General features: G+C 36.0%; 22 protein-coding genes and 1 pseudogene. 8 read left to right on the plus strand and 15 right to left on the minus strand.

Annotation, left to right across the window (positions count from 1 at the left end; genetic code table 11):
• Positions 1-52 precede the first annotated feature (52 nt).
• Positions 53-385: a DUF6249 domain-containing protein gene (locus tag ASG22_RS00945; RefSeq protein ID WP_055979173.1), complete on the minus strand. Its 333-nt coding sequence runs from the start codon at positions 383-385 to the stop codon at positions 53-55.
• A gap of 105 nt (positions 386-490) precedes the next feature.
• Between ASG22_RS00945 and ASG22_RS00950 the strand changes: the two genes are divergently transcribed.
• The 4 genes from ASG22_RS00950 (at position 491) to ASG22_RS00965 (ending at position 4,373) form a co-directional block, all read left to right on the plus strand.
• A complete protein-coding gene (locus ASG22_RS00950; RefSeq protein ID WP_055979176.1) occupies positions 491-1,036 on the plus strand; it encodes an RNA polymerase sigma factor in 546 nt (181 codons plus the stop codon).
• Positions 1,023-1,415 (plus strand): hypothetical protein, encoded by a 393-nt coding sequence (locus ASG22_RS00955; protein ID WP_055979179.1) that lies wholly within the window; start codon positions 1,023-1,025, stop codon positions 1,413-1,415. The genes ASG22_RS00950 and ASG22_RS00955 overlap by 14 nt, the downstream gene beginning before the upstream one ends.
• 418 nt (positions 1,416-1,833) lie before the next feature.
• Positions 1,834-3,270, plus strand: a complete 1,437-nt coding sequence (locus ASG22_RS00960; protein ID WP_055979181.1) for a serine hydrolase — start codon at positions 1,834-1,836, stop codon at positions 3,268-3,270.
• Positions 3,271-3,365: 95 nt separating this feature from the next.
• Positions 3,366-4,373, plus strand: coding sequence for a DUF2268 domain-containing putative Zn-dependent protease (locus ASG22_RS00965; RefSeq protein ID WP_055979185.1), 1,008 nt, complete (start codon positions 3,366-3,368; stop codon positions 4,371-4,373).
• Positions 4,374-4,465: 92 nt separating this feature from the next.
• Here the strand turns inward: ASG22_RS00965 and ASG22_RS00970 are convergent, their stop codons facing one another.
• On the minus strand, positions 4,466-4,705 hold the full coding sequence (locus tag ASG22_RS00970) for a hypothetical protein (RefSeq protein ID WP_055979188.1): 240 nt from the start codon (positions 4,703-4,705) through the stop codon (positions 4,466-4,468).
• Between the two features lie 601 nt (positions 4,706-5,306).
• Here ASG22_RS00970 and ASG22_RS00975 point away from each other — a divergent pair.
• Entirely contained in the window at positions 5,307-5,696 is a 390-nt protein-coding gene (locus ASG22_RS00975; RefSeq protein WP_055979190.1) for a hypothetical protein, read from the plus strand.
• Positions 5,697-5,846: 150 nt separating this feature from the next.
• On the opposite strand, the gene ASG22_RS00980 is transcribed toward ASG22_RS00975, so the two are convergent.
• The 8 genes from ASG22_RS00980 to ASG22_RS01020 all read right to left on the minus strand — a co-directional run bounded on the left by ASG22_RS00980 (position 5,847) and on the right by ASG22_RS01020 (position 12,022).
• A complete protein-coding gene (locus tag ASG22_RS00980) occupies positions 5,847-6,743 on the minus strand; it encodes a helix-turn-helix domain-containing protein (protein ID WP_055979192.1) in 897 nt (298 codons plus the stop codon).
• 43 nt (positions 6,744-6,786) lie between these two features.
• Positions 6,787-6,975: a hypothetical protein gene (locus tag ASG22_RS00985; protein ID WP_055979195.1), complete on the minus strand. Its 189-nt coding sequence runs from the start codon at positions 6,973-6,975 to the stop codon at positions 6,787-6,789.
• A 247-nt stretch (positions 6,976-7,222) separates the two neighbouring features.
• Positions 7,223-7,519 (minus strand): putative quinol monooxygenase, encoded by a 297-nt coding sequence (locus ASG22_RS00990; protein WP_055979198.1) that lies wholly within the window; start codon positions 7,517-7,519, stop codon positions 7,223-7,225.
• Between the two features lie 17 nt (positions 7,520-7,536).
• The gene (locus tag ASG22_RS00995; protein ID WP_055979201.1) at positions 7,537-7,929 is read right to left on the minus strand and encodes a YybH family protein; all 393 of its coding nucleotides are present in this window, start codon (positions 7,927-7,929) and stop codon (positions 7,537-7,539) included.
• Between the two features lie 65 nt (positions 7,930-7,994).
• Positions 7,995-8,918 (minus strand): enoyl-CoA hydratase/isomerase family protein, encoded by a 924-nt coding sequence (locus tag ASG22_RS01000; protein ID WP_082504887.1) that lies wholly within the window; start codon positions 8,916-8,918, stop codon positions 7,995-7,997.
• 30 nt (positions 8,919-8,948) lie between these two features.
• A complete protein-coding gene (locus tag ASG22_RS01005) occupies positions 8,949-9,689 on the minus strand; it encodes an SDR family oxidoreductase (protein ID WP_055979204.1) in 741 nt (246 codons plus the stop codon).
• A gap of 21 nt (positions 9,690-9,710) precedes the next feature.
• The gene (locus tag ASG22_RS01010) at positions 9,711-10,508 is read right to left on the minus strand and encodes an SDR family NAD(P)-dependent oxidoreductase (protein WP_055979207.1); all 798 of its coding nucleotides are present in this window, start codon (positions 10,506-10,508) and stop codon (positions 9,711-9,713) included.
• Positions 10,509-11,020: 512 nt separating this feature from the next.
• Positions 11,021-12,022 (minus strand): alpha/beta hydrolase, encoded by a 1,002-nt coding sequence (locus ASG22_RS01020; RefSeq protein WP_202966685.1) that lies wholly within the window; start codon positions 12,020-12,022, stop codon positions 11,021-11,023.
• 192 nt (positions 12,023-12,214) lie between these two features.
• On the opposite strand from ASG22_RS01020, the gene ASG22_RS01025 reads away from it, so the two are divergent.
• Both ASG22_RS01025 and ASG22_RS01030 read left to right on the plus strand, forming a co-directional pair.
• Positions 12,215-13,084, plus strand: a complete 870-nt coding sequence (locus ASG22_RS01025; protein WP_055979214.1) for a helix-turn-helix domain-containing protein — start codon at positions 12,215-12,217, stop codon at positions 13,082-13,084.
• 204 nt (positions 13,085-13,288) lie between these two features.
• The gene (locus ASG22_RS01030) at positions 13,289-13,654 is read left to right on the plus strand and encodes a response regulator transcription factor (RefSeq protein ID WP_055979216.1); all 366 of its coding nucleotides are present in this window, start codon (positions 13,289-13,291) and stop codon (positions 13,652-13,654) included.
• A 234-nt stretch (positions 13,655-13,888) separates the two neighbouring features.
• On the opposite strand, the gene ASG22_RS01035 is transcribed toward ASG22_RS01030, so the two are convergent.
• The gene (locus ASG22_RS01035) at positions 13,889-14,995 is read right to left on the minus strand and encodes a hypothetical protein (RefSeq protein WP_055979219.1); all 1,107 of its coding nucleotides are present in this window, start codon (positions 14,993-14,995) and stop codon (positions 13,889-13,891) included.
• A gap of 345 nt (positions 14,996-15,340) precedes the next feature.
• On the opposite strand from ASG22_RS01035, the pseudogene ASG22_RS01040 reads away from it, so the two are divergent.
• Positions 15,341-16,087, plus strand: a pseudogene (locus ASG22_RS01040) (YWFCY domain-containing protein); the annotation flags it as partial.
• 179 nt (positions 16,088-16,266) lie between these two features.
• Here ASG22_RS01040 and ASG22_RS21600 read toward each other — a convergent pair.
• From ASG22_RS21600 to ASG22_RS01055, 4 genes are all read right to left on the minus strand, one after another.
• Positions 16,267-16,380 carry an alcohol dehydrogenase catalytic domain-containing protein gene (locus ASG22_RS21600; protein ID WP_157844695.1) on the minus strand — a complete coding sequence of 38 codons (114 nt, stop codon included), beginning with the start codon at positions 16,378-16,380 and terminating at the stop codon, positions 16,267-16,269.
• Positions 16,381-16,542: 162 nt separating this feature from the next.
• Positions 16,543-17,352, minus strand: coding sequence for a hypothetical protein (locus ASG22_RS01045; RefSeq protein WP_055979222.1), 810 nt, complete (start codon positions 17,350-17,352; stop codon positions 16,543-16,545).
• A gap of 42 nt (positions 17,353-17,394) precedes the next feature.
• Positions 17,395-18,585: an NAD(P)-dependent alcohol dehydrogenase gene (locus tag ASG22_RS01050; protein WP_055979225.1), complete on the minus strand. Its 1,191-nt coding sequence runs from the start codon at positions 18,583-18,585 to the stop codon at positions 17,395-17,397.
• 37 nt (positions 18,586-18,622) lie between these two features.
• Positions 18,623-19,825 (minus strand): MFS transporter, encoded by a 1,203-nt coding sequence (locus ASG22_RS01055; protein ID WP_055979228.1) that lies wholly within the window; start codon positions 19,823-19,825, stop codon positions 18,623-18,625.
• Positions 19,826-19,924 lie beyond the last annotated feature (99 nt).

Genomic DNA, 19,924 nt, shown 5'->3' on the forward strand with positions numbered 1-19,924 from the left:
GTTTCTTGTTCTTAAAAAAGTGGAATATTATTATTGATTATTTAGAGAGAAACTATTTTTTCTGATTTTTCATCAGTAAATAATAAGTCAGAAAACCGAACGAAACAAAGACGGTCATCACACCATAAGGAAGCGGCGAATTTTCATTATAAGGAAGAAATTCAAGTATGATCAAACCTAGTCCACCAAAGAGTAAAATAATTCCCCATTTTAGCATTTCCGAACCCAGGCCGGTCAGGTTATTGAGAATGATGAACATTCTATCATCAATAGTTTCTTTGTTCAGTATCTTCTTTTTCAAATCGTAATTGGTTAAAACTACGATTACGACGGAGATTGCAATTAATATTGCGATCATTACTATAAAGGGTGCAAGCTGTTTCATTGTAAATGATTTTAACCAATAGACAAATAAATACATTTCAGGTTACAAAATTTTAAATATATTAGAAAATTGTAACCGATCTTAGAAAATGCTGTCTAATGTAATATGTTCGACGAAGAAAAAGTCATTTCTGATATTTTAAAAGGCAACCTGAATACATTTCAGATCGTCGTCAAACAGTATCAGAATCTGGTTTATTCTATTCTGAACAGAATGCTGACCAGTGATGAAGATATTGAAGATGTAGGACAGGAAGTGTTTATCAAGGTTTTTGAAAATCTGAAATCATTTAAGAAAGAATCTAAATTATCCACCTGGATTGCCAGAATTACCTACAATATTGCCATCAATTATCTAAAGAAAGAAGTCAAAAAGAAGTATGACAATTTGGAGGAAAACATTGATTTTCAGTTTTCTTCAGAGACACCGGAATCTAAATTGATCGGGAAAGAATTTGATGTATATTTTAACAAATTGATTCGTGAACTCCCCTTGCAATACAGAACGGTAATTACGCTCTATCATTTGGATGAGCTTAATATACAGGAAGTTCAAAAAATCACAAAATTTCCTGAAGGAACGATAAAGGTTTACCTTCTTAGAGCGAGAAAATTATTAAAAGAAAAATTACAGAAAGATGGATACCCATAGAAAGAATAGCATCGAAGATCAAAAAGAACATAACATTTATCAGGAAATTCCGAAAGCTGATCAGGAAATTTATGATTTTCTTGACAGGAATTTTGAGAAAGAAAATAATGACAATTTTTCGCTTGGATTTTCAAAAAAGATTATCCGGAAAATCGAAGAGAAACAACAACGGCGGTTCAATGTAAAGATTTATTATCTTATTGCTATTTTAGTACTGATAAGTACTCCGCTATTTGTCAGCTTTCTAACTACTGAATTTATTTCAATGCTATTCTTAGTAGTATTAAAGCATAAATTTATAATTTGTTTTTTAATCAGTATGGTGATTTTAATTCAACTTGGTGAAAAATTGATTAATCCCAAGAAAGATCTTCATTGAGGATAACGTAATTTCAGTAGGAGTTAAGACATAACACATTAAAATCTCCCCCGCATGATTCTTGATTAAATTATAATTTTGGAATTTAATATAAGGAATTGTTGTAAATTTTTTATCCGATCAATTGATAAAAATCGATATGCCCTAAATAGATTATCCTAGAAAATCAGCTCGCCTCACGAGGAATTGTGGCAGTTGAAATAATATGCATATTATAGGTCAAGAATGTTTTGAGAAATGCAATAGAATACGTCTGTAGATATGATCAAAAGCATCTTTAAAAAATCACTAAAGCCTAAGGAATGAATTTGATGGTTTACTGAATTTATCTCTCCCAGATATACCCAGAGATTAATATTGATAAATTCTTTTTTTTATTATGATGTAATAGAAAGTCAGTTATGATTGTCATAACATTATGAGAATCTACTTTTTACTCCTATTACTTTCACTACAGCTTTGTGCGCAGCAAACGAACCCCGGTGTCGATGAAATCATCAATCGGGAAATGAAGGAAAGAAAAATCCCTGGACTGCAGTTGGCAGTTGTACAAAATGGAAAAATTATTTTAAGCAAATCCTATGGCATTGCAAATCTGCAGGACAATATTCCTGTAAACAATACAACCATCTTTCCCATCAATTCCAACACGAAGGTTTTTACGGGCGTTGCAGTAATGCATTTGGTTGAGCAGAATAAGATCAAACTAAATGATCCAATCAATAAATATTTAGAAGATCTTCCTGCTGACTGGCAGAAAATTACCGTAGACCAATTGCTGACTCATATTTCAGGATTACCTGAAATCTTGCAACTTCTTGATCCTATGACCGGGAATATAGGACCATTTAAAACTGAGGCAGCAATTTGGGAGAAACTCAAGACGCTTCCTCTGGAATTTAAAACAGGAGAACAATTCAGTTATAATCAAACCAATTATTTTTTGTTGGGTAAAATTATTGAAAAGCTCACCAAAAAACCTTTTACAACCGATTTTGAGACTCATCAGTTCAGGATTGCACATCTTAACAATACGGTATTTGGAGACTCAAGAGATATTATTCCGAATTATGCACCATCATACCGTTACAACAGTTTTTTTGACGGCAAAAAAGGTGAAGCGAAACTGACCAATACCTACACAGAATTTCCGGATTTCGTAAGAACAGGATCTGGCCTCAACAGTACTTCTGAAGATATTGCGAATTGGATCATTGCTTTGCAAAATGGCAGGTTATTTCAAAAATCATCAACACTGGATATGATGTGGTCGCCAAGTACATTCAATAATGGAACTCCTACCAATTGGGCACGTGGATGGGGAATTACAAAATTTAGGAAAAGTCATAAAGCGGTTGGAATGTCTGGCGGAAACAGGTCGGCAATCATCGTTTATCCGGAGGATAATCTTGCAATCATTGTACTGACTAACCTTGCAGGGAGTTCTCCTGAAGACTTTATGGAGGAAATAGCAGGATGTTACAACCCTGATATAGTAAAGGCCGATCCGTTAACCTATTTAAGAAAAAATCTGAGAGAAAAAGGATTTGATAAAGCGATTGAATTTGTAAAAAAAGAACAAAAGGCTAATCCCGAATTTGACCCGAAAGAAGATGAACTGAATAGCTGGGCATACCGAATGATGTCAAATAATCAACAGAAGGAGGCCTTTGAGATCTTCAAACTGAATGTTCATTTATTCCCGAAAAGTTGGAATGTCTATGACAGCTATGGGGAGATCTTATTGAAAATGGGTGATAGGAACAAAGCCATTGAAATGTACAGAAAATCCATTGATCTAAATCCTAATAATGAAAACGGCAAAAAAATTCTCACTGAAATCACCGCTAAATAAATTTTTGAATAATATCTATGTTTAAAAAGAAAGATAATGCACTCCATTGTTTTAAATATGATTCTCGACTTTGAAGGCATCTTAAAAATTTTATTATGAAAAAAATTTCTTTACTTTTTGTCATCCTTACAATCATTTCATGTTCAACCAAAAATTCCATGAAAAGCGATTTTGATTATAAAAAAATTGAACAAATATCTGACGCCATCCAGATTGAAAATATTACCGTCAAAAACTTATTTAAATATCAAATATTAGCTCACCAGTCTAAAATCTTTGACTCAGCGATGATAGACAGAAATGTATACAGGCCTCATCAAAAATTATGGGACAGCTGCTACGGTGTGATTTTCGGCGATGAGAACGGGAAGAAATTCAACAATTCCGCTGGAATGATTAAATGGAACAGAACATTACTTTCCAACGACAAACAAGATTTGATAAAAAGAACAAAGCTAATAACAGACATCAATTTAAACAAATTGATCAGGAAAAACCTGAGTAAATTCAGTCAGCTGGTTCCTTATCAACCGAAGGCGAAATTAAGTTTACTTTTTACACCGATCACAGGTATTGGTTTTGGGGGTTGCAATGCTGAACAGTTTGCTCTTGAAATAAATAATCCTGGGGTTGATATCGAGTATACCCTCACTAAGGGATTGCCCCACGAATTCAATCATCTGGTGTATGAAAAGTTCAGAAACGCTGATCCGGAAAGGGAATCAGCATTAAGCCAGACGATCGACGAGGGCTTTGCCTGCTATTTTACCTACGTTTTCTTCGACAGAAAGATTTCACAACACGAGGCAGTGGAAAATATGAGTCAACAACAATGGGATTGGTATATCAAAAATGAGAAAGAAATATTTAATAAAGTAAAAGAGTTCTTTTCCGATACTTCAGGTGATAATCCTCTTTTAAGAAACGAAAAAATCAAATTTTTTCCTGATGCACCAAAAACGCTGAATTATTGGCTGGGGTTTAGAATAATCACAAAGTATGTAGAGAAAAATGGAAAAGATTCATGGAAGGATCTTTATACCCTGACAGCTAAAGACGTTTTATCGAAAAGTGGGTATGAAGATTATATTACACAACTTTAATTAGGAATAGGTAATTTTAATAAAATATATTTTTACATGAATTTTTTAATTAATGTAAAAACATATCCAAATAAAATATTTGTTTACATTAATCATTCAATAATCTTCATCAATTCGTATTTTGACGATTTAGAATCGCGCAGATCCAGCACAATGTCATATATTTCTGCGCTTACATTCATATTTTCCCCATCGCTTTCCAATTGTCTGTCCTGTTTGTTATCGCCATAACTTATATTCCAACCGTTGGCAAAACGGAATTTCATTTCTCCATCAGTAAGCTTTATATTTTTTAATCTCCAGATCGACCGGTCATTTTTGTCATGAGTCATTTCTATATCGCTTCCCTCCCATCCGCTTGTAGTCTCTGTACGAAATATTCCCCCAAGTAGGAATAAAGCGTTCTGTATTTATAACTTTGCTGCCTCTATAAAAAATCATATTAAAATGATAAGTTTTTGAACTTTCTTTACTGTAAAGACTATTGAATAATTTAAATGTCAACTTTCATAGACGTAATTTATAATATCTAATGCCTTTCGTATTGCCATATCATTGTTGTAGCTTTGTTCTATTGTAATAATTAATATTAATTTAGGCAATTATATATTTGAATGTACCTAATCAAAAATATTAGATTCTAGTCGTCTAAATTCAATCTAAGTATTTGCATTTGGTAGTAATAGTAACATTTTAGATAAAATTTATATCTGGTACATTTAAGTATATTGTTACCTAAATGAACATGGCCAGAAGATCAGTAACCCTTTTAAAGCCTCCCTATTTGGAAAAAGTGCGGGATATACACATCTTCGCGACCACTTTGACCAGTCGAAAGAATCTTTTAAAAAGGAGCCTGCAAAATCTCTGCTTATTAATCATATAGTAGCGGCACTAAAGCTGTCAGCAGATGAAGCTGGTTTCAAAAAGCTGTTGACGGAGAAGGGAATCAATATCGTAACACGTCGAAATGATACCGGACGTATCTACGGAATCACCTTTATTGATCACAACTCAAAAACAGTTTGGAATGGTTCACGCCTTGGCAAAGAATTTTCCGCAAATGTTTTTAATGATTGGTGGAACAACCATCAGAAGCCTGAGCTTACAGAGAGAACAGCTGAAGATTCAAAGTTCCAGCAGATTAATAGTAATGATACACACTCCGATTACAAACCCCACGAACTTTTCGAGTTTCTTAATCATGAACCCAATTTGATAGAAGGTATTGGCGGATTTTTGCCCGATGCTTTGGGTGAGGATTTCGAAGAACTGGTTTTTGAACATCAGATGAAGAAAAAGAGAAAGCGTAACAGGTCTTAATTTATGATTATTAAGGCTTTAGGAAGTATTGTTTGTCGAGTTGTGCGATCAAATATTGTGAAGTAAATAGCCTATCATAGCTTTGCTAAAACTAACTAAAATAGGCTTGGCTGATTAGTGAATCAATAATTTGTAGATAGCTTTAATATATTAATTGAGAAATTTTTCGCGATATTCTGTAGGTGTCATTCCAATTTCTTTTTTAAACAATCTTGAGAAATAGGGTGGATTTTCAAAACCCAATTCGTAGGCCGTCTCAGCTACAGTTTTAAATGTACTCAATAAGAGATTTTTAGCCTCTAATACCAATGCAATATGAATATGCTCTAAAGCTGTCTTACCTGTTTCCTGCTTCAATAAATCACTTAAGTACCTTACCGATAGTGATAGCTCAGAAGCCATGAATTTTACGGTAGGCAATCCCTCTTTTTGAAGGTTTCCACTTTCAAAATACTTGTTTAAAATCTCGGTAAACTTTGTGGTGATTGTACCGGATAATGCAGCTCTGTTTAAAAATTGACGTTTATAAAAACGTTGAGAATACTTTAAGATAGAGTCGATATGAGTCAGCATAATATCTCTGCTGTATTCGTCCTGATTGTTATAGTATTCTTTTTGTATTTTGTAAAATAGATCCCAAAGTGTTTCTTCTTCAGTAGGAGATAAATGTAAAGCTTCATTGGCCTCATAGTCGAAAAAACCATATTTTTTGATCGCTGAATGAAGGCCATGATTGTACAAAAGATCTTCATGGATGTAGATCATAAATCCTTTTTCAGTCAATTCTACATCATTCATCTGAATGGTTTGATTAGGCTTTAAAAAGAATAAAGAACCATTCTCGTGATCGTACTTGGTTCTACCATACATTACATTTCCTGATTTTACCTTTTTTAGAGCAATTTTATAAAATCCTAATGTAAATTCTGTATACAAAAATTTGCATCCTTTTATATCTTCAAAAGTTACCAGTCCCAATAAAGGATTTTCAGGAGGCAAAAATCCATTGGACACATAGAGTTCTGTTATGGTTTCATAATGTTTCATTTTTTAAGAAATTTACGTGTAAGTTAGAAATTAAATTAAAATTTTAAAGTGTTATTTTATTTCTTGTTTTAAGGACTTTTGGCAATTCATCATCGTCCAACATTTCCTTTTGATCAATTTCGATTGCACGACCGATTTGTGATATTGGAACGTGCTGAACATTGCCTTCGAATGGATTTTCTGTACTTTCATTAATCTTATCCAAAGAAATGAAAACCCAGGAAATCAACATAATAATGGTATAACTAAACACACCATCAAACCCTTAAAAATTCCATCAGAAGATACGTTTAATTTATCAAAACCGCCAGGCATGAAAAATGGCAGAAGAAAAATAAAAATCATTTCCAATCAAGAGCCTCATAGCGCAAAACGGGAACCAGACCAACAAAAAGGGATTTGATAATATTGTGTCTGGTCCATCGTAAGACCTGAAGTAATGAATATCGGTGACCTACGTGCATATTGTTCTTCTAAAATTAGATCTCTTCAAGATAGGTAGCTCTGGGAGCAGCCAAAAGTTTATCCTGTAAAAAACTGAAGAAGCTTTTTACATACACCTGTTCAAGATGCCATTCATACAATTCTTTAGACGTGTATACTGCAAATATTACAAGGGTATTAGCGTCATCTTTTTTCCTTGTTAATTTAAAAATTTCTGTACCCTCTTCCAATAGAATCAAGTCTTTTGTTTTAATGGCTTCTGAAACTACTATCTCTATCAATTCAGAATTGACTGAGAACTCTACGTTTGTAATAATTTTATTGTTTGTCATTGCAAATGATTTTAAGATTAAGCAGGAGTATTGATATTCCAAATGTCTCTAAACATTTTCCATTCATCATTTTCCTGTTTCCAGATGATCACAAATTTACCTTTGTAAACTGAAATAGCATTCTCCATAAAAAGTTCTACATTTCCAGATTCAACAACCAACTCAGGGCCTCCCATCACTTCAACTGAAGTTAATTTGATATTCCTGATACCCATTTTATAGGCACCGTCAAAAAATGCATTAATGGCATCGCTACCTGTCATCTTTGGGAAGTTGGTCGGGAATATACTTGCATCTGAAGTATAATGTTTTGCAAACTGGGAAGCATCACCTTTCGCAAAATTTTCATTGTATGCTTCGTGATTTACTTCAATTATTTTCCTTACTGTTTCTAAATTAAACTGTTCCATTATTTTTTTATTTATTAAAAGCAGCGGTGTAATTGTATTCTCACACCGTTACTCAGTATTGTTAATTATTTTTTTTGCTGTTTTTGCTGAACTTCTTTGTTACCTTCGCCAACGTAGAAACCCATATTTTGCTCTACTTTTTCCACGCCGACTTTACCATACATCGCTCCAAAAACAGGCATTCTCAATTGTAGACCAGGCCACGATAATGATTTAAGAAATTCTGTATAAGAAGCTAAACGCTCAGCTTCCGTAGGAGCCGCTACCAAATTAAGTTGTTGCTTTACGGAAACTAGAGCGGTTTTATCGAATCTCGCTAAACGATTCGCCAATTTATCTACAAAGCCATCCAACTCAGCATTTGGTAATGTTCTGGTAACCCAGCCATATTTCTCGGCTATTGTAGCATCGTAATCATCAGCACTTGCAAAAACCTCCAAAGCTCTGTCTCTACCAATTAATCTTGGAAGAAAATTGGTTCCACCGCCACCAGGAAACAATCCGACACCAACTTCAGGCTGTTCGAAAATAGCTAATTCTTTACTTGCATATCGCAGGTCAAAAGCCATCGTTAGTTCATCGCCTCCTCCTTGTGTACGTCCTTTGATCGATGCAATAGTGATGAAAGGTGCATTGGTAATATTAGTCAGTAGATCTACAAACATTGGTTTGCCGTCAGCAGTTACCAGACCTGCAAAATTTGCCATTTGTATCAGGTCAAAATGGTTGAAGAAATAACCTTTTACATCACTTTGAAAAACGACTACTTTCACATCTGGATCTTTGCCTAAGGTTTTTATCGCTTCATTAAGATCGGTAATCGTTTCAGGAACTATGACATTGCTAGGTGCATTTGCAAAATGTATTTTTCTGATTTCTGGGGATACTTTTTCAACACGGATTGTGCTCTTTTGCGCTGTTTGGGCAAAAGTATTGGTACTTGAAACGGTAGCTATAAAAAGTATTACCACTAATTGTAATTTTTTCATTTTATAGATTTATAAAATTTTGTTGATGAATTAATGAGAACCGTTCATCATTTGAAAGGCCTCTGTAGGTGATGACAAATATAATTTTACAAAGTCGGCAGTTTGTGCAACGTGGATTTCATATTCGTCATTTTCCATTGCTGTCATCAGTTCTTTTGCAACTTGGCTTGGCGCAAGACCTGCTTCTCCTCCAAAATCTTTTGTCATATCAGTATTCACCATTGGAGGTAGTAAGTCGAATACCTTCACATGGGTATCTTTTTCCAAGATAAAACGGAGTGATTTGGTATAAGAATGCAAAGCGGCTTTGCTATCACAATACGTCGCTATCAAATGGTGAGGAGAATACGCCGAAATAGAAGATACATTAACAATGGCTGCTTCCTCTTGTGATTTCAGCAAAGGCAACAACTTTTCAATCAATCTTATTACTGAGAAGTAATTTGTAGCAAATTCTTCGGTAGCTCTGTCAAAATCGGTTGCTGTACCATTTTTTGTATCTGCTACTAGGCCCGCGTTGTTGATAAGCACACTTAGTTCTGGATATTCAGAGGTAAGTGTATCCACCAAATTCTGTACATCATTTTCGTTAGTCAAATCACAACGGATAGCTGTAACATCTTTAAGTGAGTCGGCTGCTGTTTTTAATTTGCTTTCCGTTCTGCCTACAATGATTACTTTGTTTCCTTTGCTAATTAGATTTTCTGCGATTGCATAACCGATACCGGATCCACCGCCTGTAACAAGTACTGTTTTATTTGTGATATTCATTTTTTCTAATTTTACAAGTGATTATTTCAACCCTTTCAGCATTGTGCTTTCTAGCATTCCAGGTGCGAAACTTTGTAGGAAGGCAATCATTCCAGACATTTTGCCAACAGGATTGCTGAATTTTGGTTCTTTCGTGTTGATCAATTTTGTAATGCTATTGACCACTGCTTCTGGCGACTCAGCCTCGTTCAAACCTTTCTGTGTTGCAGCATCAGCTTTTACTCTCAATTTGTTATAGTCAGCAATAGCATTTCCTTTTGATACTACTGCATTGTTTCCTAAATTAGTTTTGAACCAAACGGGCTCTACAACACTTACTTTAATATTAAATTGGTTTAGCTCATATCTCAATGCTTTGAAATAGCCTTCTACAGCGTGCTTTGATGCTGCATAGAATGATAAGTTGGGTGGTCCGATTAAACCAACGATAGAGCTCACTGTGATAATCTGACCAGATTTTTGTTTTCTGAAAATTGGCAAGATTGCATTAGTTACTTTAATAGTTCCCCAGAAATTAGTTTCAAATTGTTGTCTCGCAACATCTATTGGTGTTTCTTCGGCTAAACCTGTCACCATAAAACCGGCATTGTTAACCAGGACATCCAATTTGCTGGTTTCTTGGGATAATTTTTCTGATAATGAATTGATAGAAGCATCATCATCAATATCTAACTGTAACAATTTGAACTTTACTTTGCTTTGGTGTTTTTCAGGTTCTCTGCTTGTTCCGATTACTTTGAATCCTTTTTTGTGAAGGTCATTTGCCAGCATCAATCCAAAACCTGAAGATGCGCCTGTGATTAAAATTGTTTTATTCATAGTCTTATTATTTTTACGATTATTTAATAAGACAAAATTAGATCAGCGATGACATTGGGTTGCTATACAAAAGTCGGAAGGTCTGATACATTTGTACACAAGAAAAAAATATAATATATACTTTGGAATCTACATGAAAAAACTCTTTGTTGCATTATGGATATATTGAATACCCCAGTTCATCCTTATAAGGAACAAATTATTTTGCCTCAACGATCGCTGCGTGAAAATTAAATAAAGAAATGCTCAGACTAATTTTTGTCTGAACATTTTTTACATTATAGGGCTTTAGTTATTCTCTTTTAACCAATTCAATCTGCGTTGGTCGGGCACATGGTTAACTAAAAAATTATCGAATTTTGCATTGAAACCTCTTCCATCTGGATTAGCCGCCATTACACCAGCAGAATTCTTTATTACAGGACATAGCGCCTTAGCAAAGCGGACTAGCTCTATGCCCTGAAACATTAAATGTCATATATTCAAATATTGCCAAGCAATTTTAGTCAATCTTACAAATTCCCTTTAAAAAAGCGGGTAACATTTTCAACGGCATAATCAACTTGTTTGGGATTATCATAATAATTGAAATGTGTACCATCACCCCACACCAGCTCTTTTTCACCTTTTAAATTGGAGTAGAACTTTTTAGCCTGGTCAGGGAATGCACATCCATCCGAATGTACGACCATTGTTGGAACTGTAATCAGTGACGCTTTATTAATAGGGTCAAAGTCCTGAAAGGTTTCCCAGGACATATGTGTAAGTTGATTTTTCCATTGGGGAACACCGCCACGTTCTTTGTTCAGGTAATAATCATATGCACCCACCGTTGGTGAAAAGTTGGCAGCGGTTGTATCTGTTTCGCTGTAGGCTGTTACAATGGATTCCTCTCCTGTCTTTTCAAATTTGCTTTTGGCAATGGCTGCTGCTTCACGTCTGCTTTCTACCTTCTCCTTTCCAAACAGGTTTTCTAATAGCGCCGGATCGGGTAAATAACCCGCAACAGTTGCCGTGGCCTTGATTCGGGGATCAGAAGCCGCCAGATAGGCTGCATTTCCAGCGGATGTACACACACCAACCATGCCCACAGATTTTACATAGTTGAGACTTATCAGATAAGAAACCGCCGCTTCCAAATCTTTTAGCTTACTTTCAGGGGATTCCAATTGGCGTGGTTTTCCTTCACTTTCGCCATAATGACTATAGTCAAAAGCAAGTACGATAAAGCCCTCGTTAGCAAATTTCTGAGCATAGGTTTCAGGCATTTGTTCTTTAACCGAAGTTAGTGATCCTTCAACAATAATGGCTTGGTATTGCAGTTTATCGTCAAAATTTTCGGGAGTAAACAAGTTACCTACAAGAGTTAGCCCGTCACGTTTAAAACTTATTTTGTTTTTCATTATTTCTATTGATTTTGTTTTACTGTCATTCTTAATCCCAGCTATTTTCTTTGATGCTCCACAACTCAAGAGGAGTATTGAACATACTATTAAAATTGTGAACTGTTTCATTTGTACAAAGTTAGTTAGATTGGTAACACTACTTGTAGACGATTTACTCTATAACAGATACATTTTACTGAATCCCAAAAAGCGCCAGTATGTATAAACAATTTTGCCAGATCATGTTTTAAGGCGCAAAATTTATCCCGGAGATTATTATTAAGTGATAACTGATTTGTAAATTTGCTTATTTACATTAAAATGGGTAAAAAAGTATTTAACCTGTCAGGATTTTCCAGCTATATAAATGTCTCAGAGGCAAAAGCTGACGATTTTCATATGATCTATTTTGCAGATGAGCACGAACAAATGTTGTCCTCAGATGCAGTGACTGTAGATTTTTATATGTTGAGCATCAAACATGTCCTCCATAAGAATATGATCCGAAAGGAAATTTGGGATGACCAGGCTGATACATTCATCGTTATCAATTCACCGGAAGATACTTTAAGTTGGGATAATGACCAGCCGGCACTTGGCTATATGATTATGCTAACTAATAACTACATCAACAAAATAGGGAAAAATTTAAGTTTTTTGTATTACAGCAGCTTGGATGAAGCCTTGTTTCTTAGAAAAGAGGAAGCGGAAATTGTGTGGGATCTATATCGAAAAACATTCGATGAATTTAAAAAGGAGAAGTTCTCAAATGAAATAATTCTCGGTTATATTTCGCTAATCTGTACTTACACACAGGCATTCTATGACCGACAATTTGAAAATCGCAGTAATGCCTATTCTAGCGTTATCGCAAATTTTAAATTCCAAGTTAAAGAGTACTTCGAAAGTGAAAATGTGACAGGATTACCATCAATCGCCTACTTTGCCCACAAATCAAATCTTTCGGCAAATTACTTCGGAGACCTCATTAAGCGCTTGACCGGATTATCTCCCTTGGAGCATATTCAGGATTATATAATAGAATTGGCTAAGAAAAAGCTTATTGACCAAAGCGTGTCAGTTAGTGAGGTTTCATACAGCTTAGGGTTTGACTATCCAAATTATTTTGCCCGTTTCTTTCGCCGAAAGGTAGGAATGTCGCCTACGGATTATCGAAAGCGAATATTTTAACATGCTCATTCTAAAAATTCTGAAAACACTGGAACATTCTATGCTCACAATAAAAAATTGATGGAAAAGATTAAACTGGTGAAGTTAGGACGTCCATGATTTTATAAATTCCATTGATTCCCTCGAAAATACTGGTCAATTGGCAGAATTCTTGTGGAATTTGTAAAAAAGAATGTAAATAATACTGAATGACCAAAAGTACTAATGGACAAGAATGGTGGAACAAAACTTTTTATAGTTGAGGACAACGAAGATATTCGCTATATATTGAAGTGTTACCTGGAAGATGAAGGATTTAATATAAGTGTTTTTGAAAACGTTAAAACGTTTCGTGCCATGTTGCATAGCAATCTCCCTAACATTATTTTATTGGATGTCATGCTGCCGGATGGTAATGGTCTGGATTTGTGTAATGAATTAAAAGCTGATTCTCAACTGTCGAATATACCGATCATTATAATGTCAGCACATTTGCAACTTGATAAATCCCATCCCATTGCAGCAAACGGTTTTGTTAAAAAGCCATTTGATCTGGAAGAACTTTCATTAACGATAAAGAATCATCTTTAGTTGTATTTATTTAATTGATAATTTATAGACTTACAATTCGGGCAAATCTGGCAACTCCTTCTTCTTAATCACTCCCCAAAATTCAGAATCACTCAAAAAGCACTTACTTTTTCGGTTTAAATGACATTAGTAAATAATCATATGCAAAAAAACCGCCTCATATAAAATGAGACGGCAACATGAATGTACTAAAGAATATATGCTGTTTTTGTGTTTTAATAGATCAATCAAGGATTAATCTCCAACTCTAAATACCAACAATTGGGATGAAATCGCCGCCAGGGTCATTCCTGTACCACTGCAGTTACCCGACTGTCCTCTTCCTAATGCGATTTGCCATGTTCTTGTGGATGGAATTAAGGTAGTATAAGTAATGGTACCCCCATGGTTTGATAAACCTCCTTGATTGTGGGACGCGGTACTATGAATTCTCTGGGTGCCGGAATTTAAAGGAAAATCAACAAGATAAGAGCTGATGCTGCATCCTGTATTGTCGTGGGTCGCTTCATATACAAAAGTCATCTGATAGGTTCCAGGTGGGAAAGTAATCGTGCTGGTTGTCGCATTATAAGTCAATCCATCAATTGCATTTTTAATCACCGCCATCGGAACTACCTGGGTGCCCCCCGCTCCAATACCATTTAAAAAGTTAGACTGTGCAGTAGCTAACCTGAAAACAGCAGGACTCGGAATCCCCAAAACATTCAGTGTGTTGATCGTTTTTACGACCCCATTGGCATCTATCACCACAGGTCTGTCTGTATTAGGATTTCCTGCGGTGGTTCCCTGTAAACGCAAAGGGTCAGCGGTGGATGTGATGTGGAGCGTATTAGTTGGAGCTGTAGTCCCTACTCCAATTCTCCTGTTGGCTGCGTCAACGGAAAATGTACTACCGTCGACAGAGAATGCATTAACAACGCTTCCTGTAAATCCCAAAGTATTTGCGCCTTGAGTAACAGTCCTGTTTCCTGTGAGCGTTCCGTCAGTAGTGTAAATATTCTGAATGCCGGTATTATTTGGATTATGAAGTTTAACCCAGATACTACCATTATAATAATAATATCCTACAGCATCGATATTTACAGCAGTTCCAGTTTGCGTTCCTGTAGCAACAGTACTGACATAAATTAGTGTCGAGGTAGCAATGGTGGTCATGCTCTGAGCCCTTTGCCTGTCCACTCTTGGGACTAAGAGTCCATCAACATTCGTAGTGGTACCTGTAGGATTTTTAGCGTTAATGTCAAAGGTAACTGCGGGAGTATTTGTGTTAATACCTACTTGGGAAAAACCGATTGTACTACAAGATAATGCGATCAAAAAATAAAGTTGTGTTTTTTTCATAGTATTAATAGATTGAAAATCAAATATATTAAATTTATTAACACAAAATACAATAAATCATTATTTGTTGATATATTTTTAATTAAAATGCTTTATTAAATATTTATAAATAACTTATTAAATGAAATTTTTACACAGGCAGTTATAAGCATTAATCAAAAAATCTACTAAATATTAACTATTGAAGGTAGGCTGTTTTAATGCCTACATAGTAATCCGGCATTCCGACTTGTGTTAGCAATAATGGCAGCCATCGATAGCCTTCCACGGCCATTGACTGCCAAGTCATAATAATTTTAAAAGTCAGCATCTACTTTCCTCCCCTAAACATTTAAAATACTTAAAATGCAGGGAGAAGATGATTTAAGAGGGCTGGCAAAAATCATGGGATTTATGCGTGCTGTGAGTATCCTTTTGGTACTCATCCATTTTTACTGGTATTGCTACAGCTTTTTTCTGGAACGGCACTGGACGTTGCCATTGATCAATACCATTTTGTGGAACTTTCAAAAAACGGTAGGCCTATTTTCCCATACTTTATACACCAAAGTATTTGCAGTTATCCTGTTGGCATTGAGCTGTCTGGGAACCAAAGGCGTTAAAAATGAAAAAATCACATGGAATAAAATTTGTACCGTTTTAGCCATCGGCTTTGTCCTGTTTTTTTTCAATACCCCATTCTTAAAGCTCCCCGTTGAACCAGCTGCTTTCTTCTACATTCTTACCCTGAGCTTAGGATGGATTGCGCTAATGGTCGCAGGGCTCTGGATGAGCCGGCTACTGAAAGACAACCTGATGGATGATGTTTTCAATATCGAAAATGAAAGCTTCATGCAGGAAGTCAAACTCATGGAGAATGAGTACTCTGTTAACCTTCCCACCAAATTCTGGTATCAAGGGAAACAACATGACGGATGGATCAATATCGTCAATCCATTCCGTGCGACCATCGTGCTGGGTACTCCAGGTTCGGGAAAGTCCTATGCAATTATTAATAATTACATCAAACAGCACATCGAAAAGGGCTTTTCCATGTATATCTACGATTTCAAGTTCGATGATCTTTCCACCATCGCCTATAACCATCTGCTGTGTATCTGTAAAATGCCGGAATGTGTAACACATAATTTTCATTGCAGACATAAGTTTTAGAGAACCCATCAAATGTTTTTCCGCCAAGTATTTTATCATCAGCGTCGAATAATAACGTCATTCCTTCATCACAAAATTGTTGCTTGTCATCTTCACAATATTCACAATGCAGCCAACTCCTACAAGCTCTCCCAATTAAAATCTTTGACGTGATTGCCTATATCGGTAACTTTTCCAATCGTTTCGTGACCGGGAACTATGGGATAGGTTGTGCCTCCCCAATCATTGTGCACAGCATGCAGATCCTAATGGCAGATACCGCGGTACAAAATTTCAAATTCTACATCGTGAGCCTGCACATTTCTACGTTCGATCATCATCTCCCTTAAAGCATGAGTACTTGATGTTGTGCCGTATGCCTTTATTTGTTTGGTTTCCATATCAATTAAAATAATTTATTTGAGCTGATAGGCAATAATAGAATTGCCATAAAGTGTCGGAACATATACAATTCTCTTTTTTGAATCAAAAATAAGATCTGCGGAACCTATTTTCTGTGCTTCAGTATTTAAGATCAATTCCATTTTGCCGTTTTTGTCTAGATGATAAATATGTCCGTTATAAACCGTAGCTAAAAAACTGTCATTACCCAATGAAGCCAGTCCGTCTGCACCGGAATGAAATTTTGCTAATGAGGTTAATTTTTTGTCAGTATCCAATTTGAATATATCGGTGTCAGTGACCATGTAAAGATGATTTCCGACAATCTGCAAACCATTTACCCCTGGCAAATCCTTTATGTAAACGGATGATTCTTCATTTATAATTCTATAGACAATACCTAAGTCGATGTCTGAGGTATATATAAATCCCTCATGATCGATAACCAGGTCATTTAAAGAACTTGAACCGGAAACAGAAATACTGTGATCAAGTTTCCCCTTCTGTATATCAATTACTAAAATTCGGTTGATATCGGCTACATATAATTTTCCTTTCCAGATCCCCATTCCTTCTGGCGTGTCTAATCCTGTAATCCAGTTTGCATCGATTATTTTTCCATCCAGCCCAATCTTTGCAATCTTTCCCTTCCCCTTTTCACGCAATGGATAATGGTCCAGCAACGAAACATAAAGTATATCCGTTGTGGAAATTACCGATTCAGGAAAAGCAATAGGATTGGTTTCCCAAAGTTTTATCAAAGCATATTGTGCCTGCGCGGAAAAACCGATGAAAACGAACAAAATAATATTGAAATATTTCATAATAAGTTATTAATACATGCCGATTTGAACGTTGTTTTTATTTTAAAAGGTAGCAGCATCAATTACAAATCTGTATCTCGCTTCCTTATTGAGGATTTTAACCCATGCGTTATTGATTTCAGGTGCATTGATCATCTGTATCTGAGGATATATTTTGTTTATTGCACAATAGTCAACGAGTTGCTGAGTCAGTGCTATTGAACCAATAAGACCTGCGCTGAATTTTACTCTGTTGGTATTAAATGCAAAAGCATTTAAAGTATAGTCCCCATTTCTGGCAACTCCCAACTGGATAAATTCTCCATAAGGCTTTACAACAGATGAATACGCACCCACGTTAAAATCATAAGGAATTGTGGAAATCATGCAATCAAGCATTTTTTCGTACGGCTTAAGTTTTCCCAAATTGTCAACCACAATCACTTCTTTAGCCCCAAAATTGAGAATGTCTTGAACTTTCGCAGGAGATGTCGTAAATGCATAGACTTCACAACCTCTTGCTTTTGCAAGCTTAATGGCCAAATGTCCTAATCCGCCTATCCCTGCAATACCTACTTTCTGTCCTTTTTGCATCTTATTATCGACTAACGGCGAGTAACTCGTAATCCCTGCACAGAGTAATGGAGCGGCATCCTGAAGTCTAATAGAGTCCGGGATTTTGATGGCAAAATGTTCCTTTACTACAATATTATTAGCATATCCTCCCTGTGTTATTCCTGTAGGCGCCGTTTTATCTGCAGCACCGTAAGTCCAGAGTACCTCATGCTTGTCACAGTATTGTTCCTCGCCATGCGTACAACTTTCACAGGTCATACAGCTATCAACCATGCAGCCTACACCTGCACGGTCACCAATCTTAAATTTGGTAACGTTTTTGCCAACTGATGCAACAATTCCCGCCATTTCATGACCAGGAACTTGTGGAAATGGCTGCGGTCCCCAGTGTCCTGAAAGTTGGTGAATATCGGTATGACAGATGCTTGAGAATTTGATATCAATTAGGATATCATTGTCACCCACAGCTCTGCGTTCAAAGGTCCACGGACTTAATTTTCCTGAACTATCCCTTGCTGCATAACCTTTGGACAAAATATTTTTACCTGAGTTGTGGTTTCCATTTTTATTTGTACCAATGGCGAAGGTGCTAATAGGCAACATTAACCCTGTGCCTAATAATGCACTTTGCTTAATAAATTTTCTTCTGGAATTTCCCCCATCTTCTTTATGATCCATAATTAAAAGGTTTTATTTGTTGATATTCGTTTTGATTTTACTTATATATTTTGGCAATGAAAGTCGATTGGCGCCAGGTTAGAAAAGCAATGATAGCAGCAGCCATTAAAATGAAGGCACTGAAAAGAAATGTTTTTTCAAACCCACTATGATCAAAAATAAGACCTCCAACTCCTGCCCCTAATGTGACCGAAAGCTGCATAATGGCAACCATCAATCCTCCACCCGCTTCTGCTTCATCCGGTAAGGTTTTACTCAGCCAGATCCACCAGGCTGTTGGTGCAGCGGTACTGATCAAGCCCCAAACCGGTATTAAAATAAAAATTGCGATAACTGATGAGCCAAATAACAACAGTAAAATTACAGTTAGCATCATTAAAATCGGCATTACGATTAAAGTGACGTACATTCTCTCCTTCATAAAGTGTTCAATCAAAAATGTACCTACCAATCCTGCAACTCCTAAAGTCAATAAAATCATTGAAAGCATTTCCGTACTAACTTTTGTTACTGTTTCAAGAAAAGGTCGGAGATAAGTAAAAACTGAAAATTGACCTACAAAAAGCAACATGACAGAAATCATTCCAAAGGCAATGACTGGTTTGGTCAATAATTTCATCACATTTAAAATAGGCTTTTTATCTCTAATACTGGTAGCGGCAGGCAATTTTGGAAGACTTATCCGTTGCCAGATTAAGGCTATCACCGCAATTGGGACAATACAAATAAATGCACCTCTCCATCCTATTACACCACCAAGATAACTACCCAGGGGTGCAGCGACGGTAGAAGATAAAGCAACCCCTCCATTTAACAATGCGATAGCTTTTGGTACTGATTGTTCTGGTACCAAACGCATTGATGTGGCGGTTGACATTGACCAAAACCCACCGATACAGATACCTAGAAGTGCTCTACCTATCATCATCAAACCTGCATTGGGAGCGGCAGCGACAATTATTCCAGACAAAAGTGTAATAAAGGTAAAAAAAAGCAATACCCTGCGTCTGTCAATGTTGCCAATGAGTGAAGTCAGAAACAGACTTGTAACAAGCGCAAAAAGGCCCGAAATAGCAATGGTTTGTCCCGCATACCCTTCCGTAATTTGTAGGTCGGATGCAATTGGAGTTAAAAGACTAACAGGCAAAAATTCTGATGCCACCAATACCATTGCACATAAAGACATTGCCCAAACACCACCCCATCTTACACTTTCTTTTTCTTGCGTTAATTCTTTCATCCTTTTCTTTTATACAGCATACAAAGTTATAAGCTGAGGAGTTCGGCAATGGGTAAATACTACCAGTAAAAAAGAAACAAACTACTGATTACGAGAAAA

The sequence above is a fragment of the Chryseobacterium sp. Leaf405 genome (genome assembly GCF_001425355.1).
Classification (GTDB): Bacteria; Bacteroidota; Bacteroidia; order Flavobacteriales; family Weeksellaceae; genus Chryseobacterium.